The organism is Streptomyces sp. CNH189, from assembly GCF_000527195.1.
The window spans coordinates 1-21124 of the sequence record NZ_AZUS01000022.1 but is presented as its reverse complement, the minus strand read 5'-3'; the positions used below and the strand labels follow the sequence as shown (position 1 = coordinate 21124).

At 72.6% G+C, this 21124-nt stretch carries 15 protein-coding genes and 2 pseudogenes; 4 read left to right on the top strand and 13 right to left on the bottom strand.

Translation table 11 applies throughout. From position 1 onward, the window contains the following. Positions 1-40: 40 nt before the first annotated feature. The 5 genes and pseudogenes from B100_RS0126540 to B100_RS37730 all read right to left on the bottom strand — a co-directional run. Positions 41-955: a chaplin gene (locus tag B100_RS0126540; protein WP_024887436.1), complete on the bottom strand. Its 915-nt coding sequence runs from the start codon at positions 953-955 to the stop codon at positions 41-43. A 174-nt stretch (positions 956-1129) separates the two neighbouring features. Further along, positions 1130-2026 (bottom strand): ABC transporter permease, encoded by an 897-nt coding sequence (locus B100_RS0126535; protein ID WP_024887435.1) that lies wholly within the window; start codon positions 2024-2026, stop codon positions 1130-1132. Further along, positions 2023-4677, bottom strand: coding sequence for an alpha/beta fold hydrolase (locus B100_RS0126530; protein WP_024887434.1), 2655 nt, complete (start codon positions 4675-4677; stop codon positions 2023-2025). Before B100_RS0126530 ends, B100_RS0126535 begins: the two co-directional genes overlap by 4 nt. Before the next feature lie 133 nt (positions 4678-4810). Beyond that, a complete protein-coding gene (mmsA, locus tag B100_RS0126525) occupies positions 4811-6313 on the bottom strand; it encodes a CoA-acylating methylmalonate-semialdehyde dehydrogenase (protein ID WP_024887433.1) in 1503 nt (500 codons plus the stop codon). Between the two features lie 203 nt (positions 6314-6516). Further along, positions 6517-6615 (bottom strand): annotated as a pseudogene (locus B100_RS37730) (5-deoxy-glucuronate isomerase); the annotation flags it as partial. A 585-nt stretch (positions 6616-7200) separates the two neighbouring features. On the opposite strand from B100_RS37730, the gene B100_RS0126520 reads away from it, so the two are divergent. Then, on the top strand, positions 7201-7392 hold the full coding sequence (locus B100_RS0126520; protein ID WP_024887432.1) for a helix-turn-helix transcriptional regulator: 192 nt from the start codon (positions 7201-7203) through the stop codon (positions 7390-7392). 68 nt (positions 7393-7460) lie between these two features. On the opposite strand, the gene B100_RS0126515 is transcribed toward B100_RS0126520, so the two are convergent. From B100_RS0126515 to B100_RS35880, 3 genes and pseudogenes are all read right to left on the bottom strand, one after another. After that, positions 7461-8504: a zinc-dependent alcohol dehydrogenase family protein gene (locus B100_RS0126515; RefSeq protein ID WP_024887431.1), complete on the bottom strand. Its 1044-nt coding sequence runs from the start codon at positions 8502-8504 to the stop codon at positions 7461-7463. A gap of 255 nt (positions 8505-8759) precedes the next feature. Further along, positions 8760-9725 carry a YihY/virulence factor BrkB family protein gene (locus tag B100_RS0126510; protein WP_024887430.1) on the bottom strand — a complete coding sequence of 322 codons (966 nt, stop codon included), beginning with the start codon at positions 9723-9725 and terminating at the stop codon, positions 8760-8762. 251 nt (positions 9726-9976) lie between these two features. Then, positions 9977-10454 (bottom strand): annotated as a pseudogene (locus B100_RS35880) (hypothetical protein). Between the two features lie 166 nt (positions 10455-10620). Here B100_RS35880 and B100_RS0126495 point away from each other — a divergent pair. Beyond that, complete coding sequence (locus B100_RS0126495; RefSeq protein WP_024887429.1) at positions 10621-10860, top strand: heavy-metal-associated domain-containing protein; 240 nt, start codon at positions 10621-10623, stop codon at positions 10858-10860. Between the two features lie 125 nt (positions 10861-10985). After that, positions 10986-13247, top strand: coding sequence for a heavy metal translocating P-type ATPase (locus B100_RS0126490; RefSeq protein ID WP_024887428.1), 2262 nt, complete (start codon positions 10986-10988; stop codon positions 13245-13247). 732 nt (positions 13248-13979) lie between these two features. Here the strand turns inward: B100_RS0126490 and B100_RS0126485 are convergent. The 3 genes from B100_RS0126485 to B100_RS0126475 all read right to left on the bottom strand — a co-directional run bounded on the left by B100_RS0126485 (position 13980) and on the right by B100_RS0126475 (position 18360). Beyond that, a complete protein-coding gene (locus tag B100_RS0126485) occupies positions 13980-15269 on the bottom strand; it encodes a citrate synthase (RefSeq protein WP_024887427.1) in 1290 nt (429 codons plus the stop codon). A gap of 197 nt (positions 15270-15466) precedes the next feature. After that, entirely contained in the window at positions 15467-17842 is a 2376-nt protein-coding gene (recD2, locus tag B100_RS0126480; RefSeq protein WP_024887426.1) for an SF1B family DNA helicase RecD2, read from the bottom strand. Between the two features lie 41 nt (positions 17843-17883). Then, positions 17884-18360, bottom strand: coding sequence for a MarR family transcriptional regulator (locus B100_RS0126475; RefSeq protein WP_024887425.1), 477 nt, complete (start codon positions 18358-18360; stop codon positions 17884-17886). A 113-nt stretch (positions 18361-18473) separates the two neighbouring features. Here B100_RS0126475 and B100_RS0126470 point away from each other — a divergent pair, with 113 nt between their 5' ends. Then, entirely contained in the window at positions 18474-19577 is a 1104-nt protein-coding gene (locus B100_RS0126470; protein ID WP_024887424.1) for an epoxide hydrolase family protein, read from the top strand. Here the strand turns inward: B100_RS0126470 and B100_RS0126465 are convergent. Beyond that, the gene (locus tag B100_RS0126465; RefSeq protein WP_024887423.1) at positions 19540-19998 is read right to left on the bottom strand and encodes a hypothetical protein; all 459 of its coding nucleotides are present in this window, start codon (positions 19996-19998) and stop codon (positions 19540-19542) included. The genes B100_RS0126470 and B100_RS0126465 overlap by 38 nt on opposite strands. Before the next feature lie 54 nt (positions 19999-20052). Next, complete coding sequence (locus B100_RS34280) at positions 20053-20895, bottom strand: DUF1648 domain-containing protein (protein WP_486585704.1); 843 nt, start codon at positions 20893-20895, stop codon at positions 20053-20055. Between the last annotated feature and the right edge of the window lie 229 nt (positions 20896-21124).

Here is a 21124-nt window from a genome sequence, read left to right as displayed (position 1 = left end):
GTGGACGCCGGGTGGGGTGGGCCCGGCTTCCGTGGAGCCGCTAGCGGCGGGCGCCGACGCGGCCGCGGCGGTAGAGCATGGCCCCGCCGGTGAGCAGCACGGCACCGGCGGCGGAGGCGGCCATCAGGCCGTCGGTGCCGGTCTCCGCGAGGTGCGGCGGGTTGCCCGGGGTCTCGACGGCCGGCGGCTCGACGTGCTTCGGCGGCGTCACGACCTTGGTGGGCGGCTCCGGCTTGTCCTTCTCCGGCGTCTTCTCCGGCTCCTTCTCCTTGTGGCCGGAGTCGTTGACGCAGGTGTTGTCGGACGCCTCGTTGAACAGGCCGACGAGGTTGACGTTGTTGCCGCACGCGTTCAGCGACAGGTCGATGGGCGCCTGGACGACGTTGCCCGAGAGGACACCGGGCGAGCCCTTGGCGGCGCCGACCGCGTGGGCGCCGCCGCTCTCGGCGTGCGACGCGCTCGAGGCGGCCTCGTGGTGGGAGGAATGCGCCGAGCGGTCCGCGGACTTGTGCTCGTGCCCGCCGTCCGAGACGTTCGCGCAGGTGTTGTCGGACGCCGAGTTGAAGGCGCCGCCCGCGGTGACGTTGTTGCCGCACGCGTTCACCGGGGCGTGGACCGGGGCCTGCACGTTGTTGCCGGACAGCACGCCGGGCGAGCCCTTGGTGCCGCCGACCGCCTGGGCGCCGCCGGCGTGCTCACCGTGCCCGCCGGAGCTGTTGACGCACGTGTTGTCGGACGCCTCGTTGAAGGCGCCGACGGCGGTGACGGTGTTGCCGCATGCGTTGACCGGCACGTGGACCGGCGCCTGCACGTTGTTCCCGGACAGCACACCGGGAGAATCCTCGGCACCGCCCCCCGCGAACGAGTCGGCGAGGGCGGGGGTTCCGTACAGGGACAGAATGCCCGTGGCGGCAGCGGCCGCCGCGAACACTCCCCTGCTCAGGGTCTGTCGCAATGTGGTTGTCTTCCTGCTTGATGGGAGGCCGGCCCCGGCATGGAGAGTGGCGGCCGAGACCGCGCGTTCCGGCCTCGGCCACCCTGTGGCCTGTCTCCTTCATCAACCTGGCTCCACGGGATCGGTTGCGCAGGTTCACCCGGTTGGCCCGCGTGACGCTCCGGCGGGACGAAGTCAGGACACGACGTCCTTGCGCACGAACCCCCTGAACGCCAGTGCGAACAACACGAGGGCGTACGTCACGGACACCGCGGCGCCCTGGATCATCCCGGACCACTCCGGGGTCGGCTGGACGGCGTCCGCCCAGGCGAACTGCCAGTGCGCGGGGAGGAAGTGCCGCCAGTCGCCGAGGGCGGTGACGGCGTCCAGGACGTTGCCGACGATGGTCAGGCCGACCGCGCCGCCGACCGCGCCCAGCGGGGCGTCGGTGCGGGTGGACAGCCAGAACGCCAGACCGGCGGTGACCAGCTGCGACACGAACAGGTACGCGACGACCACCACGAGCCGTCCGGCGGCGGTGCCCGGGGCGAGCGCGCCGCCGGTCGGGATGTGCAGCGGGCCCCAGCCGTAGGCGACGGTGCCGACGGCGAGCGCCACCACCGGCAGCAGCACCATCGCGGCGAGGCTCAGTCCCAGTCCGACGATCAGCTTGGACCACAGCAGCCGCATCCGGGGCACGGGCGCCGCGAGCAGATAGCGCAGGGAGGACCAGCCGGCCTCCGAGGCGACGGTGTCCCCGCAGAACAGGGCGACCGGGATGACCAGCAGGAAGCCCGCCGACACGAAGAGGTTCACGGCGGCGAAGTTGGCCCCGGACGCGGTGGCCGTGTCCATCAGGGTGATCCGGCCGTCGCGGCCCTCGGGTTCGCCGCCGATCGCGAAGGCGATCACCAGTACGAACGGCAGCACGGCGAGGACCGCCCCCATGACGAGGGTGCGCCGGCGCTTGAGCTGGCGGACCAGCTCGACCCGGAGGGGCAGGGTGTGACCGGGCCGGTAGCCGGCGGCGGCCTCGACGGGCCCGGGTCCCGTGGGCCCGGCCTGCTCGGCCCGCTCGGTGAGCGCGCTCATGCGGAACCTCCGATCAGGGTGAGGAAGGCGTCCTCGAGGCGGCGGTGCGGGCCCACCGACGTCACGGGCACCTCCAGCCGGACGAGTTCCGCGATCAGCCGGGGGGCGGTGCCGTCGGCGTCCAGCCGGACCAGCAGCCCCTCGTCGGTGCGGACGGCGGACGCGATGCCGGGCAGCGCGGCGACCTTCTCGGCGACCGGCTCCTCCACGGGCGTGACGGTGCCGACGAGCAGGGTGTCCCCGGAGCCGATGATCTCGTGCACGGGGCCCGCCTGGACCAGCCGGCCGCGGTCCATGACGACGAGGTGGGTGCAGGACTGCTCGACCTCCGCCAGCAGGTGGCTGGAGACGATCACCGTGCGTCCGGCGGCCGCGTACCGGATCATCACCTCGCGCATCTCGCGGATCTGCGGCGGGTCGAGGCCGTTGGTGGGTTCGTCGAGGATGAGCAGGTCCGGCAGGCCGAGCATGGCCTGGGCGATGGCGAGCCGCTGGCGCATGCCCTGCGAGTAGGTGCGCACCGCGCGGGCGAGGGCGTCGCCGAGGCCGGCGATCTCCAGGGCCTCGTCCAGGTGGGCGTCCTCGGGCGGGCGGCCGGTGGCGGCCCAGTACAGCTCCAGGTTCTCCCGGCCGGACAGGTGCGGCAGGAAGCCCGCGCCCTCGACGAAGGCACCGACCCGGGACAGCACGGGCGCGCCGGGGCGTACCGCGTGGCCGAAGACCCGGATCTCGCCGTCGTCGGGCTTGATGAGGCCCATCAGCATGCGCAGGGTGGTGGTCTTGCCGGCGCCGTTGGGTCCGAGCAGGCCGAGCACCTGGCCCTTCTCCACCCGGAACGACAGGTCCCGTACGGCGTACCGGTCGGCGGAGCGGGCGTAGCGCTTGCTCAGGCCGGTGATCTGCAGCGGGACGTCGGCCAGGTCCGGGTCGGGGGCCGGGGCGGTGGTGCGTCGGCGGCCGGTGAGCAGCAGCGCGAGGGCGATCACGGCGCCGGCGACGGGCAGCCACACCACCCAGGCGGGCAGCGGGGCCGCGGCGGTGGTGACGCCGGGGGCGGTGGGCACCGTCAGGTCGCTCTTCAGGGCGACGGAGTACGTCGCCGGGGCGGCCGGAGAGGCGTAGCCGAGGTCGGTGGAGGCGAGGACCAGGCGCAGCCGGTGGCCCTTGCGGACCTCGTGGTCGACGGCCGGGAGGGTGAGCCGTACGTCCTTGCCCGCGCGGGCGCCTTCGACGCGGACCGGGGTGACGAGCTGGGAGGGCAGCACCTGCTGCCGGCCGTCCGGGCCGACGTCGTACACCTTGGCGAAGAGGACGGCGTCGTCGCTGGTGGACCTGACCCGCACGGTGACGGTCGGGGAGCCGGTGACGCGCAGGTCGCGGGCGACCGGGGCGGAGTCGAAGCGGGCGTGCTGGCCGGGGAAGTCGAGCGAGACGCCGACGCCGAGGGAGGACAGCTGGGAGAGGCCGCCGGAGCCGCCGATGCCGGGCAGCGCGGACACGGCGGGCGGGTTGGCGCCGGCCGGGTTGGCGAAGCGCTGCTCGCGGCCGGCGAGCGGCACGGACCGGGTGCCGCCGGCCAGGCCCGGGTAGCTGTCGGCGCTCGCGCCGCGCAGCTGGGCCCGGCCGTCGGTGGAGTCGACGCCTCCGGTGCGGGTGACGCGGAAGGCGGGGCCGGTGTCGGCGTTCTTGTCGCCCTTGAGGTACCGGTCGAACCAGGCACGGACGCGCCCGTGCAGGCGGTCGGTCTCGGGGTCGCCGCCGTCGTGGCCGCCGGCCAGCCAGTCGACCTTGACGGGGGCGCCGTTGGCGCGGATGGCCCGGGCGGCGGCGTCGGCCTGGCCGAGCGGGAACAGAGAGTCGGTCTGACCCTGCATCAGCAGGGTGGGCACGTCGATGCGGTCGGCGACGGCGGACGGCGAGCGGGCTTCGAGGAGGGCGCGGGCCCGGTCGTCCGGCACGCCCGACTCGGCGACCCGCTCGTACATCGCGCACAGGGCGGGCTCGAAGCGGGCGCAGCCGCCGCCGGAGGTGACGAAGGCGCCCGCCCACAACTTCTTGAAGACGCCGCCCGGGAAGAGCGCGTCGGCGAGGTCGAAGTAGGTGATGGCCGGGGCGATGGCGTCGACCCGGTCGTCGTGTCCGGCGCCGAGCAGGGCGATGGCCCCGCCGTAGGAGTTGCCGGCGATGCCGACGCGGGGGTCGCCGGCCTTGTCCAGCCGCACCTCGGGCCGGTCTGCCAGCCAGTCGATGAGCCGGGAGACGTCGGCGACCTCGCCCTCGGGGTCGTTCAGCCCGATCTTCCCGGTGGACCCGCCGAAGCCGCGCGCGGACCAGGTGAGGACGGCGTAGCCGTCGCGGGCGAGGTCCTCGGCCTGTTCCCGTACGTCCTCCTTGCTGCCGCCGAAGCCGTGGCCGAGCAGCACGGCGGGGCGCCGGCCGTCGGGTCCGGCGGTGAAGAAGGAGGTGTCGATGCGCACCCCGTCGCCCGTCGTCATGGCGCGGTCGGCGCGGCGCACCGGGGGCGCGTCGTCGGAGGCGACGGCGGTCCAGGTGCCGGCCCCGGCGAGCACGACGACGGCGGCCGCGGCGGCGAGGGTCCGCCGGGGCCGCCGTGACCGCAGCCATGGCCGGCCGGGCAGTCGAAGATCCATGCGTCAACCGTACGGGGTCCGCCTGTCGGCCAGTTGTCGACCGGAGACCGAACTCGGGGGCCTCCCGGCGGTGTAGGCGACCGTGGCCGTGTACCGCGTTCGCGGTACACGGCCACGCGCCCCCTGAGCGGGCTCAGTGGTTGCGGGGGAAGCCCAGGTCGACGCCGGAAGGGGCGTCCGCCGGGTCGGGCCAGCGGGTGGTGACGACCTTGCCGCGGGTGTAGAAGTGCGTGCCGTCGTTGCCGTAGATGTGGTGGTCGCCGAAGAGGGAGTCCTTCCAGCCGCCGAAGGAGTGGTAGCCGACGGGGACCGGGATCGGGACGTTCACGCCGACCATGCCGGCCTCGACCTCCAGCTGGAAGCGGCGGGCGGCGCCGCCGTCCCGTGTGAAGATCGCGGTGCCGTTGCCGTACGGCGAGGCGTTGATGAGGTCCAGGGCCTCCTCGTACGTCTGGGCGCGCAGCACGCACAGGACGGGGCCGAAGATCTCGTCCTGGTAGGCCTTGGCCGTGGTCGGCACCTTGTCGAGCAGGGAGATGCCGATCCAGTGGCCGTTCTCGTGGCCCTCGACGGTGTGGCCGGTGCCGTCCAGGACGACCTCGGCGCCCTCGGCGGCGGCGCCGGTGACGTAGGAGGCGACCTTGTCGCGGTGGGTCGCGGTGATCAGCGGGCCCATCTCGGAGGCCGGGTCGTTGCCGGGGCCGATCTTGATCTTCTCGGCGCGCTCGCGGATCTTCTCCACCAGCTCGTCGCCGATCGCGCCGACGGCGACGACCGCGGAGATCGCCATGCAGCGCTCGCCCGCCGAGCCGTAGGCGGCGGACACGGCCGCGTCGGCGGCGGCGTCGAGGTCGGCGTCGGGCAGCACCAGCATGTGGTTCTTGGCGCCGCCGAGGGCCTGGACGCGCTTGCCGTTGGCGGAGGCGGTGGTGTGGATGTGGCGGGCGATCGGCGTGGAGCCGACGAAGGAGACGGCCTTGACGTCCGGGTGCTCCAGGAGGCGGTCGACGGCCACCTTGTCGCCGTGCACGACGTTGAACACGCCGTCGGGCAGGCCGGCCTCGGCGAGCAGTTCGGCGAGGCGGACCGAGGCGGACGGGTCCTTCTCGCTGGGCTTCAGCACGAAGGTGTTGCCGCAGGCGATGGCGAGGGGGAACATCCACATCGGCACCATCGCCGGGAAGTTGAACGGCGTGATGCCGGCGACCACGCCGAGCGGCTGGCGGATGGACGCCACGTCCACACGGCTGGCGACCTGGGTGGACAGCTCGCCCTTCAGCTGCACGTTGATCCCGCAGGCCAGGTCGACGATCTCCAGGCCGCGCGCGACCTCGCCGAGGGCGTCGGAGTGCACCTTGCCGTGCTCGGCGGTGATCAGCTCGGCGATCTCGTCGCGGTGGGCGTCGAGCAAGGCGCGGAACTTGAACAGGATGGAGGTGCGCTGGGCGAGCGAGGACTGTCCCCAGGTCAGGTACGCCTCCTTGGCGGCGGCGACCGCGGCGTCGACCTCCTCGACGGAGGCGAAGGCGACCTTGGTGGTGACCTCGCCGGTCGCCGGGTCGGTCACCGGGCCGTAGGTTCCCGAGGCGCCTTCGGCGGTCTTGCCGCCGATCCAGTGGTTGACGATCTTCGTCATGACCGAGAACTCCTTCGCAGAGGGCGGCGTCGGGGGGAGACGTGCCGTTCGTACAGCTCGTGTGGTGGTGCCGCGGACGGGCGCGCCGGGGCCGCCGCCACACGTCCATCCCACCAGTGGCGGGGTGCCGGACGGGCCCGACACAGTGTCGGCCGTTCGGGTCCCCGCGTAGACACATGGGACCCCGGGCGGCTCGACCCGGGCGGTACCTCCGGCGCGGGGCCGCGGCGGGCGGGGAGTCTTCGCTCGCACCTCGCTCCTGCCAAAGCGAGGCGGCCTCCCGCGCCGGAGGCGATCTGTGACGGGGCGACGCCGTGGTCGCCCCGGGGGCCGGGGAGCGTCCGGCGACGGCGGCGGCTCGCCATGGCGCTCCCTTCGGATGTCGTACCGCCCTGCGGGGTCCGAGGGCTCTCCCCGGTTTCTAGCCCCGCTCATGAAGCCCTGTCAATGTTTTGTCCGGACATTCGGACGAGAATGTCACCGCTCCGGGGAAGGGGGCGGTCCGTGGAAGGGGAGCGGTCCGTGGAAGGGGAGCGGTCCGGCGAAGGAGAGCGGTTCGCGGAAGGAGAGCGGTTCGCGGAAGGGGAGCGGTCCGGGGAAGGAGGGCGGGACGGCGCGTACCGCCGGTACGGCAGGAGACCCCGGCGCGTCAACACGCCCCGCCGGTGTGCCGGAGTGCGCCTGTGCGTCACTCCTGTCACAAACGCGCCCGTCGCGTCACGGTTGTCACACGCGGGCGGCCCTTCCGTCACACCCGCGCACGGCCCCTCTCCATGAGCGGACCGGATCGTTCTCCCGCACGACGCTTGTCGATCGCCAGCGCGCGCCCGGCTCCCCCTGACGGCCACCCCCGGCCGCCGCCGTGGTGCGCGCGGGGAGGTGCACACATGACCGAGCTGTGGTCGTACAAGGACATCGCGGCCCACATCAAGGTGCAGCCGGACACCGTGCGTTCCTACCGCAAGCACGGCCTGCTGCCGCCGCCGGACCGGGTGGAGCACGGGAAGCCCTACTGGTACCCCGACACGGTCCGCCGCTGGGTCGCCGCCCGCCCCGGCAACCGGGGGCGCAAGGGCTGACCGCAGCACGCGCCGACGCCGTGCCCCCGCGCCGACCACGCGGGAGCACGGCGTCCGTGCGGGAGCGCTCAGCTCCAGGGTTCGATCACCGTCACGCCGGCGGCCGGGGCGGTGTCCATCGCCCCCAGGGCGGCCGGGACGGCGTCCAGGCCGATCGTGGAGGTGACCAGCAGGTCGGGGCGGAGCACCCCGGCGCGGACCAGGTCCAGCATCGGCGGGTAGGTGTGCGCGGCCATGCCGTGGCTGCCGAGGATCTCCAGCTCCAGGGCGATGGCGCGGGCCATGGGCACGGGGGTCGTGCCCGTCTCCGAGGGCAGCAGCCCCACCTGCACATGACGGCCCCGCCGGCGCAGGCCGTCGACCGAGGCCGCACAGGTGGCGGGCGCGCCCAGGGCGTCCAGGGAGAGGTGGGCGCCGCCGCCGGTCAGCTCGCGGACCGCCGTGGCGGGGTCGGCCACGGCCGAGGCGTCCACGCACACCGCCGCGCCGAACCGCCGGGCCAGATCGAGGGCGCCCGGTGACACGTCGACCGCGACGACCCGCGCGCCGGCCGACGCCGCGATCATCACCGCGGACAGGCCCACGCCCCCGCAGCCGTGCACCGCCACCCACTCCCCCGCCGCGACCCTGCCCTGCTGGACCACGGCCCGGTAGGCGGTGGCGAACCGGCAGCCGAGGGAGGCGGCGGTGGCGTACGTCATGCCGTCGGGCACGGCGACCAGGTTCACGTCGGCGTGGTCGAGCGCCACGTACTGCGCGAAGGATCCCCAGTGGGTGAAGCCGGGCTGGGTCTGGCGCTCGCACACCTGCTGGTCGCCCGCCGCGCAGGCCGGGCAGGAGCCGCAGGCACACACGAACGGGACGGTGACCCGGTCCCCGGCGCGCCAGCCGGTGACCCGGGCGCCGGCCTCCTCCACGACGCCGGCGAGTTCGTGCCCGGGGACGTGCGGGAGGGTGATGTCCGGGTCGTGGCCCTGCCAGGCGTGCCAGTCGCTGCGGCACAGGCCGGTCGCCTCCACCCGGACCACGACCCCGTGCTCCGCGGGCGCCGGGTCGGCGACCTCGCGCACCTCGGCCGGTTCCCCGTACCGCTCGAACACGACCGCTCGCATGACAGACCCGCCTTCCGGTGATCGCCGCTGTCGCGGGCACGCTATCCCGCGGCCGCGGACGGGCGGCTCCCGGGCGCCGCCCGAAGCGGTTCGGAGGTCCCTAGGCGCTCCCCCGACAGCCCCCGAGGCCGCGAGTGTGGCTCCTCGTGCGGCTCTCCGGGCGGACCTGCGGGCGGCTCCCGTGTGCGGACGGCGCGCCGGAGCGCTCCGGTGTACCCCCGCGACCCCGGCATGATCCGAACGACACCCTTCGAGTCAGGCGCCCGGTCCGGGGTCCGGCTCCACCGGCGTACGGATGCCCGCCCGGGCCGCCTCCAACTGGGCCGCGAACGCGATGCCGAGGAAGAGCGCCACGGCGGTCAGGTTGGCCCACAGCAGCAGGGCGATGAAGGCCGTGAGCGGGCCGTACACGGCGCCGAAGGCCCCGCTCCGTCCGACGTACAGCGCGAGCAGCCAGGTCGCCGAGATCCACAGCACCAGGTGGACCGCCGAGCCGAAGGCCAGCCAGGTGTAGCCGGGCTGGCCCCGGCGGGGTGACCAGCGCAGGATCACCGCCGACGCGACCCAGGCCAGCAGCAGTCCGGCCGGTACGTCCAGCACGGCCCACCACGCGGCCCCGCCCGTCCCGTGGCCGAGGGTGCGGGCCACGGCGTCGCCGACCGTCTCCCCCGCGACGAGCACCAAGAACCCCAGGACCATCGGCAGGCCGGCCGTGAACGCGAGCGCCAGGGCCCGGCCGTATTTGCGGACGAAGGGGCGGTCGCGCTCGATGCCGTAGATGCGGTTGGCGCCGCGCTCGATCTGCGCCATGGCCGAGGCGAGGTTCAGCACCGCGAACCCGAGGCCCAGCCAGAGCGCAACCGTGCTCCACACGTCGCTGCCGGCGCTGCGCCGGGTGCCCTCGAAGGCCTTCTCGACGACGTCCGCGCTGGCGCCCGGCACGATCCGGCCGAGGGTCAGCTCGATGACCCGGCCCACGCTCTCCGTGTGCACCGACGTGGCGAGACCCACGAGCACGACGGTGAAGGGGACCAGGCCGAGCACGACCTGGAAGGCGAGGGCCCGGGCGTTGGTGAAGCCGTCCGCGTAGCGGAACCGGGTGAAGGAGTCGGCCAGCAGCCTGAGGCCCCCGTACCGCCTCAGGGCGGTGAGGGCTTCGTCGCCGGAGAGTTCGTCTCCGAGCATGTCCCGGGTCTGCGGAACGTGGACGGCGGTTCCCACGATGCGGCTGCTCCTCGTGTCGGGGCGGGCGAGGACGTCGTCCTCCACCCGTGCGCATGCCCCGTGAACGAGACCGCAGCGCACAGGGGACGGCTCAGTCGTCCTGCTCCTCGCCGTCGTCGGAGGTGCCGTAGTGCCGGTCCCACGCCTTGTTCCATCGTGCGGCTCCTCGAACGGTGCGGCGTCACTGTCGTGCTCCGGTGAGCCGCAGGCGCCCGAGCGCATACGACTCCTGGACAGGCTGAGCGGCTTCAGCGCCCGCTGTTGCCGGGCGCGAGCAGGCTGGTCACCTCGGCGATCGCCTCCGGCGACGGCGTGAAGTAGCGGCGGACGTTCTCCGTCGTCGTGTGCCGCGACTTCGCCATCAGCATCAGCAGACTGGCCCCGGCCTCACCAAGATGGGTCGGACCGGAATGGCGTGCTCGTCCAGCAGTGCGCGGGCCTGCCGTGAGGAAGGCGGGCACGCCCGGTGTCCGGGCAGACGTCGCGCGAGCTACACCAGCCGGTCCAGGACAGCACCGCGCCGCGGCGGGCGTTTCAGGTGTGTACCGCCGAGCCGCCCTACAACGACTCCAGCACCTCGCCGACCTCGCCGTCCTCCACCGGGGCGAACGGCCGGCCCTCGCCCAGGCGCTCGGCGGTCCTCGAGACGGCGATGCCGTAGTTCCGCACGGTGTTCGGGTTGCCGAGCGAGTCGAGGAACAGGTGGGCCGCCGTCCGGACGGTCACCGCCTGCCCGCGGCCGAGGGTGGCCGCGCGGGCGGCGACCGGGCCACGCCCTCACAGCCCCCATCCGTGATTCATACCCCCTAGGGGTATAGTGTGGGAGGTACGGGGTCCCCAGGGACCCCTCCGACCGCCTGCACACCCGCTACGCCCCGACGAGGAGAACGACATGACGTCCCAGACCGATACCCAGGGTTCCGTCACCACCGTCTACAAGGTGACCGGGATGAGCTGCGGGCACTGCGAGGGCGCCGTCTCCGGCGAGATCTCGGAGATCCCCGGCGTCAGCTCGGTGACGGCCGTCGCCTCCTCCGGCGAGGTGACCGTGGTCTCCGCGGCCCCGCTCGACCAGGAGGCCGTGCGCGCCGCCGTCGACGAGGCCGGCTTCGAGCTGGCCGGCACGGTCTGACCACCGGGCCCCACCCCTCGAAGACACCCCGCGCGGCGTGAACCGGGCCGTACCGGCCACCCGGAGACCGTGGCCCCGGCCCGGCCCGCCGCCGACCGCATCCCGGACGTCCCTGGAGCACGGACATGACCAGCACCACCGCCCCCGAGGCACCGGCCGCCGAGCAGCCGGCCCTCTCGGAGGTCGAGCTGCTCATCGGCGGGATGACCTGCGCCTCCTGCGCGGCCCGCGTCGAGAAGAAGCTCAACCGCATGGACGGCGTCACCGCCACGGTGAACTACGCCACCGAGAAGGCCCGGGTCACGTACCCGCCGGGCGTCGAGGTCGCCGACCTGATCACCACGGTGGTGAAGACCGGTTACACCGCCGAGGAGCCGGCACCCCCGCGGCAGGACGACGAGGAGACCGCCTCCGGGACCGACCCGGAGACGGCGGCCCTGCGCACGCGCCTGATCGTCTCCGCGCTGCTCTCGCTGCCGGTCGTGCTGCTGGCGATGATTCCGTCCCTGCAGTTCGACAACTGGCAGTGGCTGTCCCTGACGCTCGCCGCGCCCGTGGTGGTGTGGGGCGCCGCCCCCTTCCACCGGGCCGCCTGGACCAACCTCCGGCACGGCGCGGCCACCATGGACACCCTGGTCTCCGTCGGCACGCTGGCCGCGTTCGGCTGGTCGCTGTGGGCGCTGTTCCTCGGCGACGCGGGCGAGCCGGGCATGCGGCACCCCTTCGAGCTCACCGTCTCCCGCACCGACGGCGCCTCCATGATCTACCTGGAGGTCGCCGCCGGCGTCACCACGTTCATCCTCCTCGGCCGCTATCTGGAGGCCCGCTCCAAGCGCCGTGCGGGGGCGGCCCTGCGGGCGCTGATGGAGCTGGGCGCCAAGGACGTCGCCGTCCTGAGGGACGGGCGTGAGGTGCGGGTGCCGGCCGACCGGCTGGCCGTCGGCGACCGGTTCGTGGTCCGCCCCGGGGAGAAGATCGCCACCGACGGCACGGTCGTCGAGGGCGCTTCCGCCGTGGACGCGTCCATGCTGACCGGCGAGTCCGTGCCGGTGGACGTGACCGTCGGCGACACCGTCACCGGCGCCACGGTCAACGCGGGCGGCCGGCTCGTCGTCGAGGCCACCCGGATCGGCGCGGACACCCGGCTCGCGCGGATGGCGAAGCTGGTGGAGGACGCGCAGACCGGCAAGGCGCAGGTGCAGCGTCTGGCCGACCGGATCGCCGGGGTCTTCGTGCCGGTGGTGCTGCTGATCGCGGCCGGCACCTTCGGGCTGTGGCTCGGCAACACCGGGGACACGGTCGCCGCGTTCACCGCGGCCGTCGCCGTGCTGATCATCGCCTGCCCGTGCGCCCTGGGGCTCGCCACACCGACCGCGCTGATGGTCGGCACCGGGCGCGGCGCGCAGCTGGGCATCCTCATCAAGGGCCCCGAGGTGCTGGAGTCCACCCGGCGCGTGGACACCGTCGTCCTGGACAAGACCGGGACCGTCACCACCGGCCGGATGTCCCTGCGCACGGCGTACGCGGCCGAGGGCACCGACGAGCGGGAGCTGCTGCGGCTCGCGGGCGCCCTGGAGCACGCCTCCGAGCACCCGGTGGCCCGGGCGATCGCGGCGGGCGCCGAGGAGCGCGTCGGCAGGCTGCCCGGGGCCGAGCGCTTCGAGAACGTCCCCGGCAGGGGCGTGCGCGGGCGCGTGGAGGGCCGTGAGGTGGTCGTGGGGCGGCTGTCCGAGGCGTTCGGGGAGCTGCCGCCCGAGCTGGCGCGGGCCAAGGAGGCGGCCGAGCGGGCGGGGCACACCGCCGTGGTGGCCGGCTGGGACGGCACGGCACGCGGCGTCCTCGCCGTCGCCGACACCGTGAAGGAGACCAGCGCCGACGCGGTCCGCGAGCTGCGGGCGCTGGGGCTCACGCCGGTACTGCTGACCGGCGACAACCGCGCCGTGGCCGAGGCGGTCGCGCGCACGGTCGGCATCGACGAGGACCGGGTGATCGCCGAGGTGCTGCCCGAGGACAAGGCCGACGTGGTGCGGCGCCTCCAGGACGAGGGGCGCAGCGTCGCCATGGTCGGGGACGGCGTCAACGACGCGGCCGCGCTGGCCGTCGCCGATCTGGGTCTGTCCCTGGGCACCGGCACGGACGCGGCGATCGAGGCGGGCGACCTGACGCTGGTGCGCGGCGACCTGCGGGTCGCGGCGGACGCGATACGGCTGTCCCGGCGCACCCTGGGCACCATCAAGGGCAACCTGGTGTGGGCCTTCGGCTACAACGTGGCCGCGCTGCCGCTGGCCGCGGCCGGACTGCTGAACCCGATGATCGCCGGGGCCGCCATGGCGTTCTCCTCGGTGTTCGTGGTGACCAACAGTCTGCGGCTGCGGTCATTTCATTGAGGTCTCAAGTTGGGGAGTACCCCTGGAGTCCGGTAAGTCCCTCACATAAGCTCTTCACAAGGCTCGCGCATCTTCCTTACGCTTGGGTCCCGTGAGAGGTTTGCGGGCTCCTGCGCACTGTGGGGAGATATGCAAGAGACGCAGATCACAGTGATCTGAACGTAACCATCGAAGGGGTTCGAAGGTCTAAGTTGGCGATGTCGGGCAGCGTCTTGGGGGGCGCTTCCTGGCATCTGGAGATGTCTTGGGGGACTTCTCCAGAGATTGCGTTGCCGGGGCACGTGCCCAGGGAAGCTTTGAGCGGCCCTCCCGACGTGCGTTGTCCCGGCAGACCGCACACACCGACGAGTGCGGCGGGTTCAGGTCCGTCCGTACTCACACAGCGATTCAGGCGCTGTCCTCACAAGCGCCCGGCCGGATCCCGTGGGGGGAATCCGCACCGGGACATGGGAAGGCGCCCTGGTACGTCGGCCCGTGGGGGGACCGGCGGCCGGGGCGCCTTTTCCACTGCGCACTTCTTGCCTACGGTGACGGAAGACGCCCGAAGGGGCGCGGGACTGAGCCGATATACGGCTCCGCCGCATGGGCGCGACCAGCCACAGCCGGCCCGTGCAACACGCCGAAGGGGCGCGGGGAACTGCGCGACCAGCCACAGCCGGCCCGCAGTCGCCCGCGCCCCTTCGGCGACGAACTCCCAGGCGCTTACGCGCACACCACCCGCACCGGCAGGTGTCAGCGCTCCTCGACGGGCACGAAGTCCCGCTCGACGACGCCCGTGTAGATCTGGCGCGGGCGCCCGATGCGGGAACCCGGCTCCTTGATCATCTCGTGCCACTGGGCGATCCAGCCCGGAAGGCGGCCGAGGGCGAACAGGACCGTGAACATCTCGGTCGGGAAGCCCATGGCCCGGTAGATCAGACCCGTGTAGAAGTCGACGTTCGGGTAGAGGCTGCGCGAGACGAAGTAGTCGTCGGAGAGCGCGTGCTCCTCCAGCTTCAGCGCGATGTCCAGCAGCTCGTCGGACTTGCCGAGGGCGGACAGGACGTCGTGCGCGGCGGCCTTGATGATCTTGGCGCGCGGGTCGAAGTTCTTGTAGACCCGGTGGCCGAAGCCCATCAGGCGGACGCCGTCCTCCTTGTTCTTCACCTTGCGGATGAAGGAGTCGACGTCGCCGCCGTCGGCCTTGATGCCCTCGAGCATCTCCAGCACCGACTGGTTGGCGCCGCCGTGCAGGGGGCCCCACAGGGCGGAGATGCCCGCGGAGATCGAGGCGAACATGTTCGCCTGCGAGGAGCCGACCAGGCGGACCGTGGAGGTCGAGCAGTTCTGCTCGTGGTCCGCGTGCAGGATGAGCAGCTTGTCCAGGGCGGCCACGACGACCGGGTCGAGCTCGTAGTCCTGCGCCGGGACGGAGAACGTCATGCGCAGGAAGTTCTCGACGTAGCCGAGGTCGTTGCGCGGGTAGACGAACGGGTGGCCGACCGACTTCTTGTAGGCGTAGGCCGCGATCGTCGGAAGCTTGGCGAGCAGGCGGATGGTGGAGAGGTTCCGCTGCTGCTCGTCGAACGGGTTGTGGCTGTCCTGGTAGAACGTCGACAGCGCGGAGACCACCGACGACAGCATGGCCATCGGGTGGGCGTCGCGCGGGAAGCCCCGGTAGAAGTTCTTGACGTCCTCGTGCAGCAGGGTGTGCTGCGTGATGTCGTCCTTGAACCCCGCCAGCTGGTCGACGGTCGGCAGCTCGCCGTTGATCAGCAGGTAGGCGACCTCCAGGAAGGTGGAGCGCTCCGCCAGCTGCTCGATCGGGTAGCCGCGGTACCGGAGAATGCCGGCCTCACCGTCGAGATAGGTGATCGCGGATTTGTAGGCGGCGGTGTTGCCGTAGCCGCTGTCCAGCGTCACCAGACCGGTCTGGGCGCGGAGCTTCCCGATGTCGAAGCCCTTGTCACCGACGGTGCTGTCGATCACCGGGTAGGTGTACTCGCTGCCGTCGTACCGCAGTACTACAGAGTTGTCGCTCACGTCTTCCCTCACCGACGTTGTGCCTCATCTTCGAGGTGCCCTGACTGTCTCTACCATCCCCCACTCGGCTCAGGAGAGTGCACTCGGGGTCGACCATCGGGCCTATTGACGGCACTCAGTGCCGCCAACTTGCCCATCCTGCCCCCTGTGTTCCCCATCCGGAAGGCCTGTGTGACCTTCACGACTCATTTGATCGATCATTTTTTTTCCGACGCGGCCCTCACAGCGGGCTTCAGGCCTGCCGAGCGGTCCTGTGCACCGGGTCCCCCGCCGGACGAACCGGAACCGGCGGAGCGTGGTCCCGCCCCGGACGGACCCGTCCCCGCGAGCCGCATGTCGAGCGCCGTGCACCGGCGGCCGGCCGACAGCGTGCGCACCGCCTGTCCGATCGCCTTGCGGGAGCCGACCAGGACGACCAGCTTCCTTGCCCTGGTCACCGCCGTGTAGAGCAAGTTGCGCTGGAGCATCATCCAGGCGCCCGTGGTCACCGGGATGACCACGGCCGGGTACTCGCTGCCCTGGGAGCGGTGGATGGTCACGGCGTAGGCGTGCGCCAGTTCGTCCAGCTCGTCAAAGTCGTACGGGACCTCCTCGTCCTCGTCGGTCAGCACGGTCAGGCGCTGGTCGACCGGGTCGAGCGAGGTGACGACGCCGACGGTGCCGTTGAAGACGCCGTTCGCGCCCTTGTCGTAGTTGTTACGGATCTGGGTGACCTTGTCGCCGACGCGGAACACCCGGCCGCCGAACCGCTTCTCGGGCAGATCGGGGCGGCCGGGGGTGACGGCCTGCTGGAGCAGCGCGTTGAGCGTGCCGGCGCCGGCCGGGCCCCGGTGCATGGGCGCGAGAACCTGCACGTCACGGCGCGGGTCGAGGCCGAACTTCGCCGGGATGCGCCGCGCCGCCACGTCCACGGTGAGCCGGCCGGCCTCCTCGGTGTCCTCCTCGACGAAGAGGAAGAAGTCCTTCATGCCGTCGGTGACCGGGTGTTGACCGGCGTTGATGCGGTGCGCGTTGGTGACCACGCCGGACTGCTGGGCCTGGCGGAAGACGCGGGTGAGCCGGACGGCGGGGACCGGGCTGCCGTCGGCGAGCAGGTCCCTGAGCACCTCGCCCGCGCCGACGCTGGGCAGCTGGTCGACGTCACCGACGAACAGCAGGTGGGCACCCGGCGGCACCGCCTTGACCAGCTTGTTCGCCAGCAGCAGGTCCAGCATGGACGCCTCGTCGACCACCACCAGGTCGGCGTCCAGCGGCCGGTCCCGGTCGTACGCCGCGTCCCCGCCGGGCTTGAGCTCCAGCAGCCGGTGCACGGTGGACGCCTCGGCGCCGGTCAGTTCGGCGAGCCGCTTGGCGGCGCGGCCGGTCGGGGCCGCGAGCACGACCTTCGCCTTCTTGGCCCGGGCCAGCTCCACGATCGACCGCACCGTGAACGACTTGCCGCAGCCGGGTCCGCCGGTCAGCACCGCGACCTTCTCGGTCAACGCCAGCCTGACCGCGGCCTCCTGTTCGGGCGCCAGGTCTGTCCCCGTACGGCCGCGCAGCCAGCCGAGCGCCTTGTCCCAGGCCACGTCCTTGAAGACGGGCATCCGGTCCTGGCCGGTGCGCAGCAGCCGCAGCAGCTGGGCGGCGAGGGCCATTTCGGCGCGGTGGAACGGCACCAGGTAGACGGCGGTGACCGGGTCGCCGCCCTGCGGGTCGGGCACCTTCTCCCGTACGACGCCGGGGTCCTCTCCCGGGTCCTCCGGCTCGGCGGCGAGCTCGGCGAGGCACTCGATGACCAGGCCGGTGTCCACCTGGAGCAGCTTCACCGCGTCGGCGATCAGCTTCTCCTCGGGGAGGTAGCAGTGGCCCTGGTCGGTGGCCTGCGACAGCGCGTACTGCAGGCCCGCCTTGACCCGGTCCGGGCTGTCGTGCGGGATGCCGACGGACTGGGCGATCTTGTCGGCGGTGAGGAAGCCGATGCCCCAGACGTCGGCGGCGAGCCGGTAGGGCTGGTTCTTCACCACGGAGATGGAGGCGTCGCCGTACTTCTTGTAGATCCGCACGGCGATGGAGGTGGAGACCTCGACGGTCTGGAGGAAGAGCATGACCTCCTTGATCGCCTTCTGTTCCTCCCAGGCGTCGGCGATCTTCTTGGTCCGCTTGGGCCCGAGCCCGGGGACCTCGATGAGCCGTTTGGGCTCCTCCTCGATGACGCGGAGGGTGTCCAGGCCGAAGTGCTGGGTGATGCGGTCGGCGAAGACCGGTCCGATGCCCTTGACCAGCCCCGAGCCGAGGTAGCGGCGGATGCCCTGCACGGTGGCGGGCAGCAGGGTCGTGTAGTTCTCGACGTGGAACTGCTTGCCGTACTGGGGGTGCGAGCCCCAGCGTCCCTCCATCCGCAGGGACTCCCCCACCTGGGCGCCGAGCAGCGCGCCGACGACGGTGAGCAGGTCGTTCCCGCCGCGGCCGGTGTCGACGCGGGCGACGGTGTAGCCGTTCTCCTCGTTGGCGTACGTGATGCGCTCCAGCACGCCTTCGAGCGTGGCGAACCGGCGTTCACCGGCGGGCGGGGCGGAGGGCTGGGTGGGCATGGCTCGACCGTACCGGGGGGCTGTGACAGAGGGCTCGGGGTTCAGGACTCCTCGTCCTGGTGGGGGTGGACGGGGCGGTGGTGTGCGGCGAGGACGGTGAGCAGGCGGGTGAGTTCGTCGCGCTCCTCGGGGGTGAGGGGGGCGAGGAGTTCGTCCTGCGCCTCGCGGATGAGCGCGTCGAGCCGTTCGAGGCGGCGGCCGCCCGCGGGGGTGAGGGTGATGACGTTGCGGCGGCGGTCGGCGGGGTCGAGGTCGCGGCGCACACAGTCCGTGTCGGCCAGTTCGTTGAGGACCGCGACCATGTCGCTGCGGTGGATGCCGGTGCGGCGGCTGAGCTCGGCCTGGCTGGCGGGGCCGGTCTCGGCGAGGGTCAGCAGCACCGCGAAGTGCCACTTGTGGGCGCCCTCGGCGGCCAGGCGCTCACCGACGAGCCGGTCGGCCACCAGTGCGGACCCGGCCAGCAGGCGGCTGGGGATGGCGCGCAGGCGGGCGGGCGCCGGTTCCGAGGGCGTACTCATGGGCGTTCCTCCACGTCTTGCGTTGGTGCCACCAACAGTTTAGCTTCGTTAGTGACACCAACGTTTGTGTCGCAAACGATTCCCGGAGATTCCGGAGATTCCCGGAGGGGACCATGATCACCCCGTTCCGCATCGACATCCCCCAGGCCGACCTGGACGACCTCGCCGACCGTCTCGCCCGGACCCGCTGGCCCGACGAGATACCCGGCGCCGGGTGGGACTACGGCTTCCCGCTGGCCCGGCTGAAGGAGCTCGCCGAGCGCTGGCGCACCCGCTACGACTGGCGTGCGCACGAGGCCCGGCTCAACGAACTGCCGCACCACGTCACGGAGATCGACGGCCAGAGCGTGCACTTCGTCCATGTGCGGTCCGCGCGGCCGGACGCGCTCGCACTGGTCCTCACCCACGGCTGGCCCGGTTCGTTCCTGGAGTTTCTCGACGTGATCGAGCCGCTGTCCCGGGACTTCCATCTCGTCATCCCGTCCATCCCCGGATACGGCTTCTCGGGGCCGACCCGCGAGCGCGGCTGGGACGTCGTCCGCGTCGCCCGCGCCTGGGCGGAGCTGATGCGGCGCCTCGGCTACGAGCGGTACGGCGCGCAGGGCGGCGACTTCGGCTCGGGCATCTCCCTGGCGCTGGGTGCGGTGGAGCCCGAGCGGGTCGTCGGGGTGCACGTCAACTACCTGCCCACCCGGCCCGACCCGGCCGCCGATGTCGCCCTGAGCCCTTCGGACGAGGCCCGGCTGGACAAGGTGCGGCACCTGATGGCGAACCGCCCGCCGTACCAGGCATTGCAGGCCACGACTCCGCAGACGCTGGGCTACGCGCTGACCGACTCACCGGTGGGCCAACTGGCCTGGATCGCCGAACGGTTCGCCCAGTGGACGGATCCGCGCTCGCCGGTGGACGACGAGAGGATCCTGACGGACGTCTCCCTGTACTGGCTGACCGCCACCGCGGCCTCCTCGGCCCGCCTGCACCGCGAGTCGGCGCGGCGCAGCGAGCGGTGCCCGGTGCCGGTGGGGGTGGCGGTGTTCGCCCACGACATCACCCAGCCGGTACGGCCCTTGGCGGAGCGGCTTTACGACATCCGCCACTGGTCGGAGTTCGACCGGGGCGGCCACTTCGCGGCGATGGAGGTACCGGAGGTGTTCGCGCGGGATGTCCGCGAGTTCTTCGTCAGTCCCCGTTCGCGCGCGACCAACGCTCCTGGATGACGGCCCACTTCCGGTCGAACTCGGCATCCCACGTCCGGTGGGTGAAGACCCCGGGGATCGTCAGCGCACGCCCCCGCCTCCGTACCGCCCGCAGGTCCCACCACGCCCCACCGCGCGTGGAGTGCCGTCGCTTCTCGATGCGCGTGATCTCGCTCCAGGGGATCGCGCGTCGGCTGACGAAGGTGCGGAACTGCATTCCGTCCTCGGTCAGGCACGTGCGCCCGTACCCACGGTTGATCATGTAGAGGACCGAGGCCGACCACAGGACGCCGATGCCACCGACCCACCACCATCGCTCCGACGCCGGCTGGGCGAGGCCGGCCGCCACCGCCCAGCCGGCGAGGACCAGCGTCAGGAATCCGGTCCACCACCAGTTCCTCCGCCGCTCGGTCGCGGTGAGACCGATCCACACGTCGGGCATGTCCATGAGGCTACCGAGGCTCACACGGCCGACGGTCCCGCGTACGCCGCCTCGTCACTTGGCCCGTTGCCCGATCAGGGAGTTGAGGAGGGCCGCTCCCCGTTCGGCGTCGTCGACGCTGACCGCGAAGTCCTTTCCCTGGACGGTGCGGATCACCAGGCATGCGCCGCCGCGGAGCATGACGGTGGTGCCGAGGCCGCTCAGGCGGTAGCCCCAGCCGCCGACCTGCATGGCGGTGCGGTTCTCGACCCAGGCGGAGGCGATGGCGTCGGCGGTCCAGCGCCGGGTCGGCCAGCCCAGGGGGCCGAGGGCGACCTCGAGCCCCTTCTCGGTCACCCGCGCCTGGACGGAGGCGCAGGCGAGCAGCGCGACGGTGGCGAGGGCGAAGGTCGCGGCCGACCACACGGCGTGCAGCCCGGCCAGGCCGCCCATCGCCGCCACCGTCGCCCCGGCCGTGACGATCCCGCACGCGGCCGCCATGAGGTGGAGCCAGCGGTTGGACGCCCGCGACAGCCACACGAACCGCTGCCCCTCGGGTATCTCCAACGCCGGCCCGGCCACCGGCGGCACCGTCACCCGCGCCCGGCGGCCGATCAGCAAGGCCACCACGCCCACGGCGACCGCGCCGGCCAGGGTCACGACCACCCAGACCGTCACCGATCCGGCGTCGCGCCAGTCCGTACGGTCCAGATTCGCCCGCACGATGGAAGCCTGAGCGCCGAGGAGCGTCACGCCGGTGAAGCCGAGGGTCACGCCCGCCCACGAGGGTGCCGCCACCCCGCCGGGGCCTCGGCGAACGCGCCACAGGGTGAGCACGGCAGCGACCGCCAGGGCCAACCAGAGCAGGGCCGGGAAGAACGTCGCGGCCCAGAACGGCATCGAGGAGTCCCGGATCACCACCGGTCCCCCAGTGGGTCGCCAGCCGGTCCGGCAGCCGGTCCCTGGCGACCAGAGGAAAGGCCACCAGGAGCGCCAGGACTCCTACGACCCAGGCCGGCGGTGGGGGGCGCCCGTCCGGGTGGCGTGCGTCCGGGTGGCGTCCGTCGCCCCGCCGGACGGGCGTGACGCCGCCGTAGCCCTCGCTGTCACTGACGTCTCCGCCCCTTCTGCCGTAGTGGCAGAAGGG

What these genes read in the sequence shown, in the direction of transcription:
- B100_RS0126535 (WP_024887435.1), bottom strand. Translation starts at nt 2,026, where the DNA reads ATGAGCGCGCTCACCGAGCGGGCCGAGCAGGCCGGGCCCACGGGACCC.
- recD2 (WP_024887426.1), bottom strand. Translation starts at nt 17,842, where the DNA reads ATGCCCACCCAGCCCTCCGCCCCGCCCGCCGGTGAACGCCGGTTCGCC.
- mmsA (WP_024887433.1), bottom strand. Translation starts at nt 6,313, where the DNA reads ATGACGAAGATCGTCAACCACTGGATCGGCGGCAAGACCGCCGAAGGC.
- B100_RS0126515 (WP_024887431.1), bottom strand. Translation starts at nt 8,504, where the DNA reads ATGCGAGCGGTCGTGTTCGAGCGGTACGGGGAACCGGCCGAGGTGCGC.
- B100_RS0126465 (WP_024887423.1), bottom strand. Translation starts at nt 19,998, where the DNA reads ATGCCCGACGTGTGGATCGGTCTCACCGCGACCGAGCGGCGGAGGAAC.
- B100_RS0126470 (WP_024887424.1), top strand. Translation starts at nt 18,474, where the DNA reads ATGATCACCCCGTTCCGCATCGACATCCCCCAGGCCGACCTGGACGAC.
- B100_RS0126495 (WP_024887429.1), top strand. Translation starts at nt 10,621, where the DNA reads ATGACGTCCCAGACCGATACCCAGGGTTCCGTCACCACCGTCTACAAG.
- B100_RS0126530 (WP_024887434.1), bottom strand. Translation starts at nt 4,677, where the DNA reads ATGGATCTTCGACTGCCCGGCCGGCCATGGCTGCGGTCACGGCGGCCC.
- B100_RS0126475 (WP_024887425.1), bottom strand. Translation starts at nt 18,360, where the DNA reads ATGAGTACGCCCTCGGAACCGGCGCCCGCCCGCCTGCGCGCCATCCCC.
- B100_RS0126520 (WP_024887432.1), top strand. Translation starts at nt 7,201, where the DNA reads ATGACCGAGCTGTGGTCGTACAAGGACATCGCGGCCCACATCAAGGTG.
- B100_RS0126490 (WP_024887428.1), top strand. Translation starts at nt 10,986, where the DNA reads ATGACCAGCACCACCGCCCCCGAGGCACCGGCCGCCGAGCAGCCGGCC.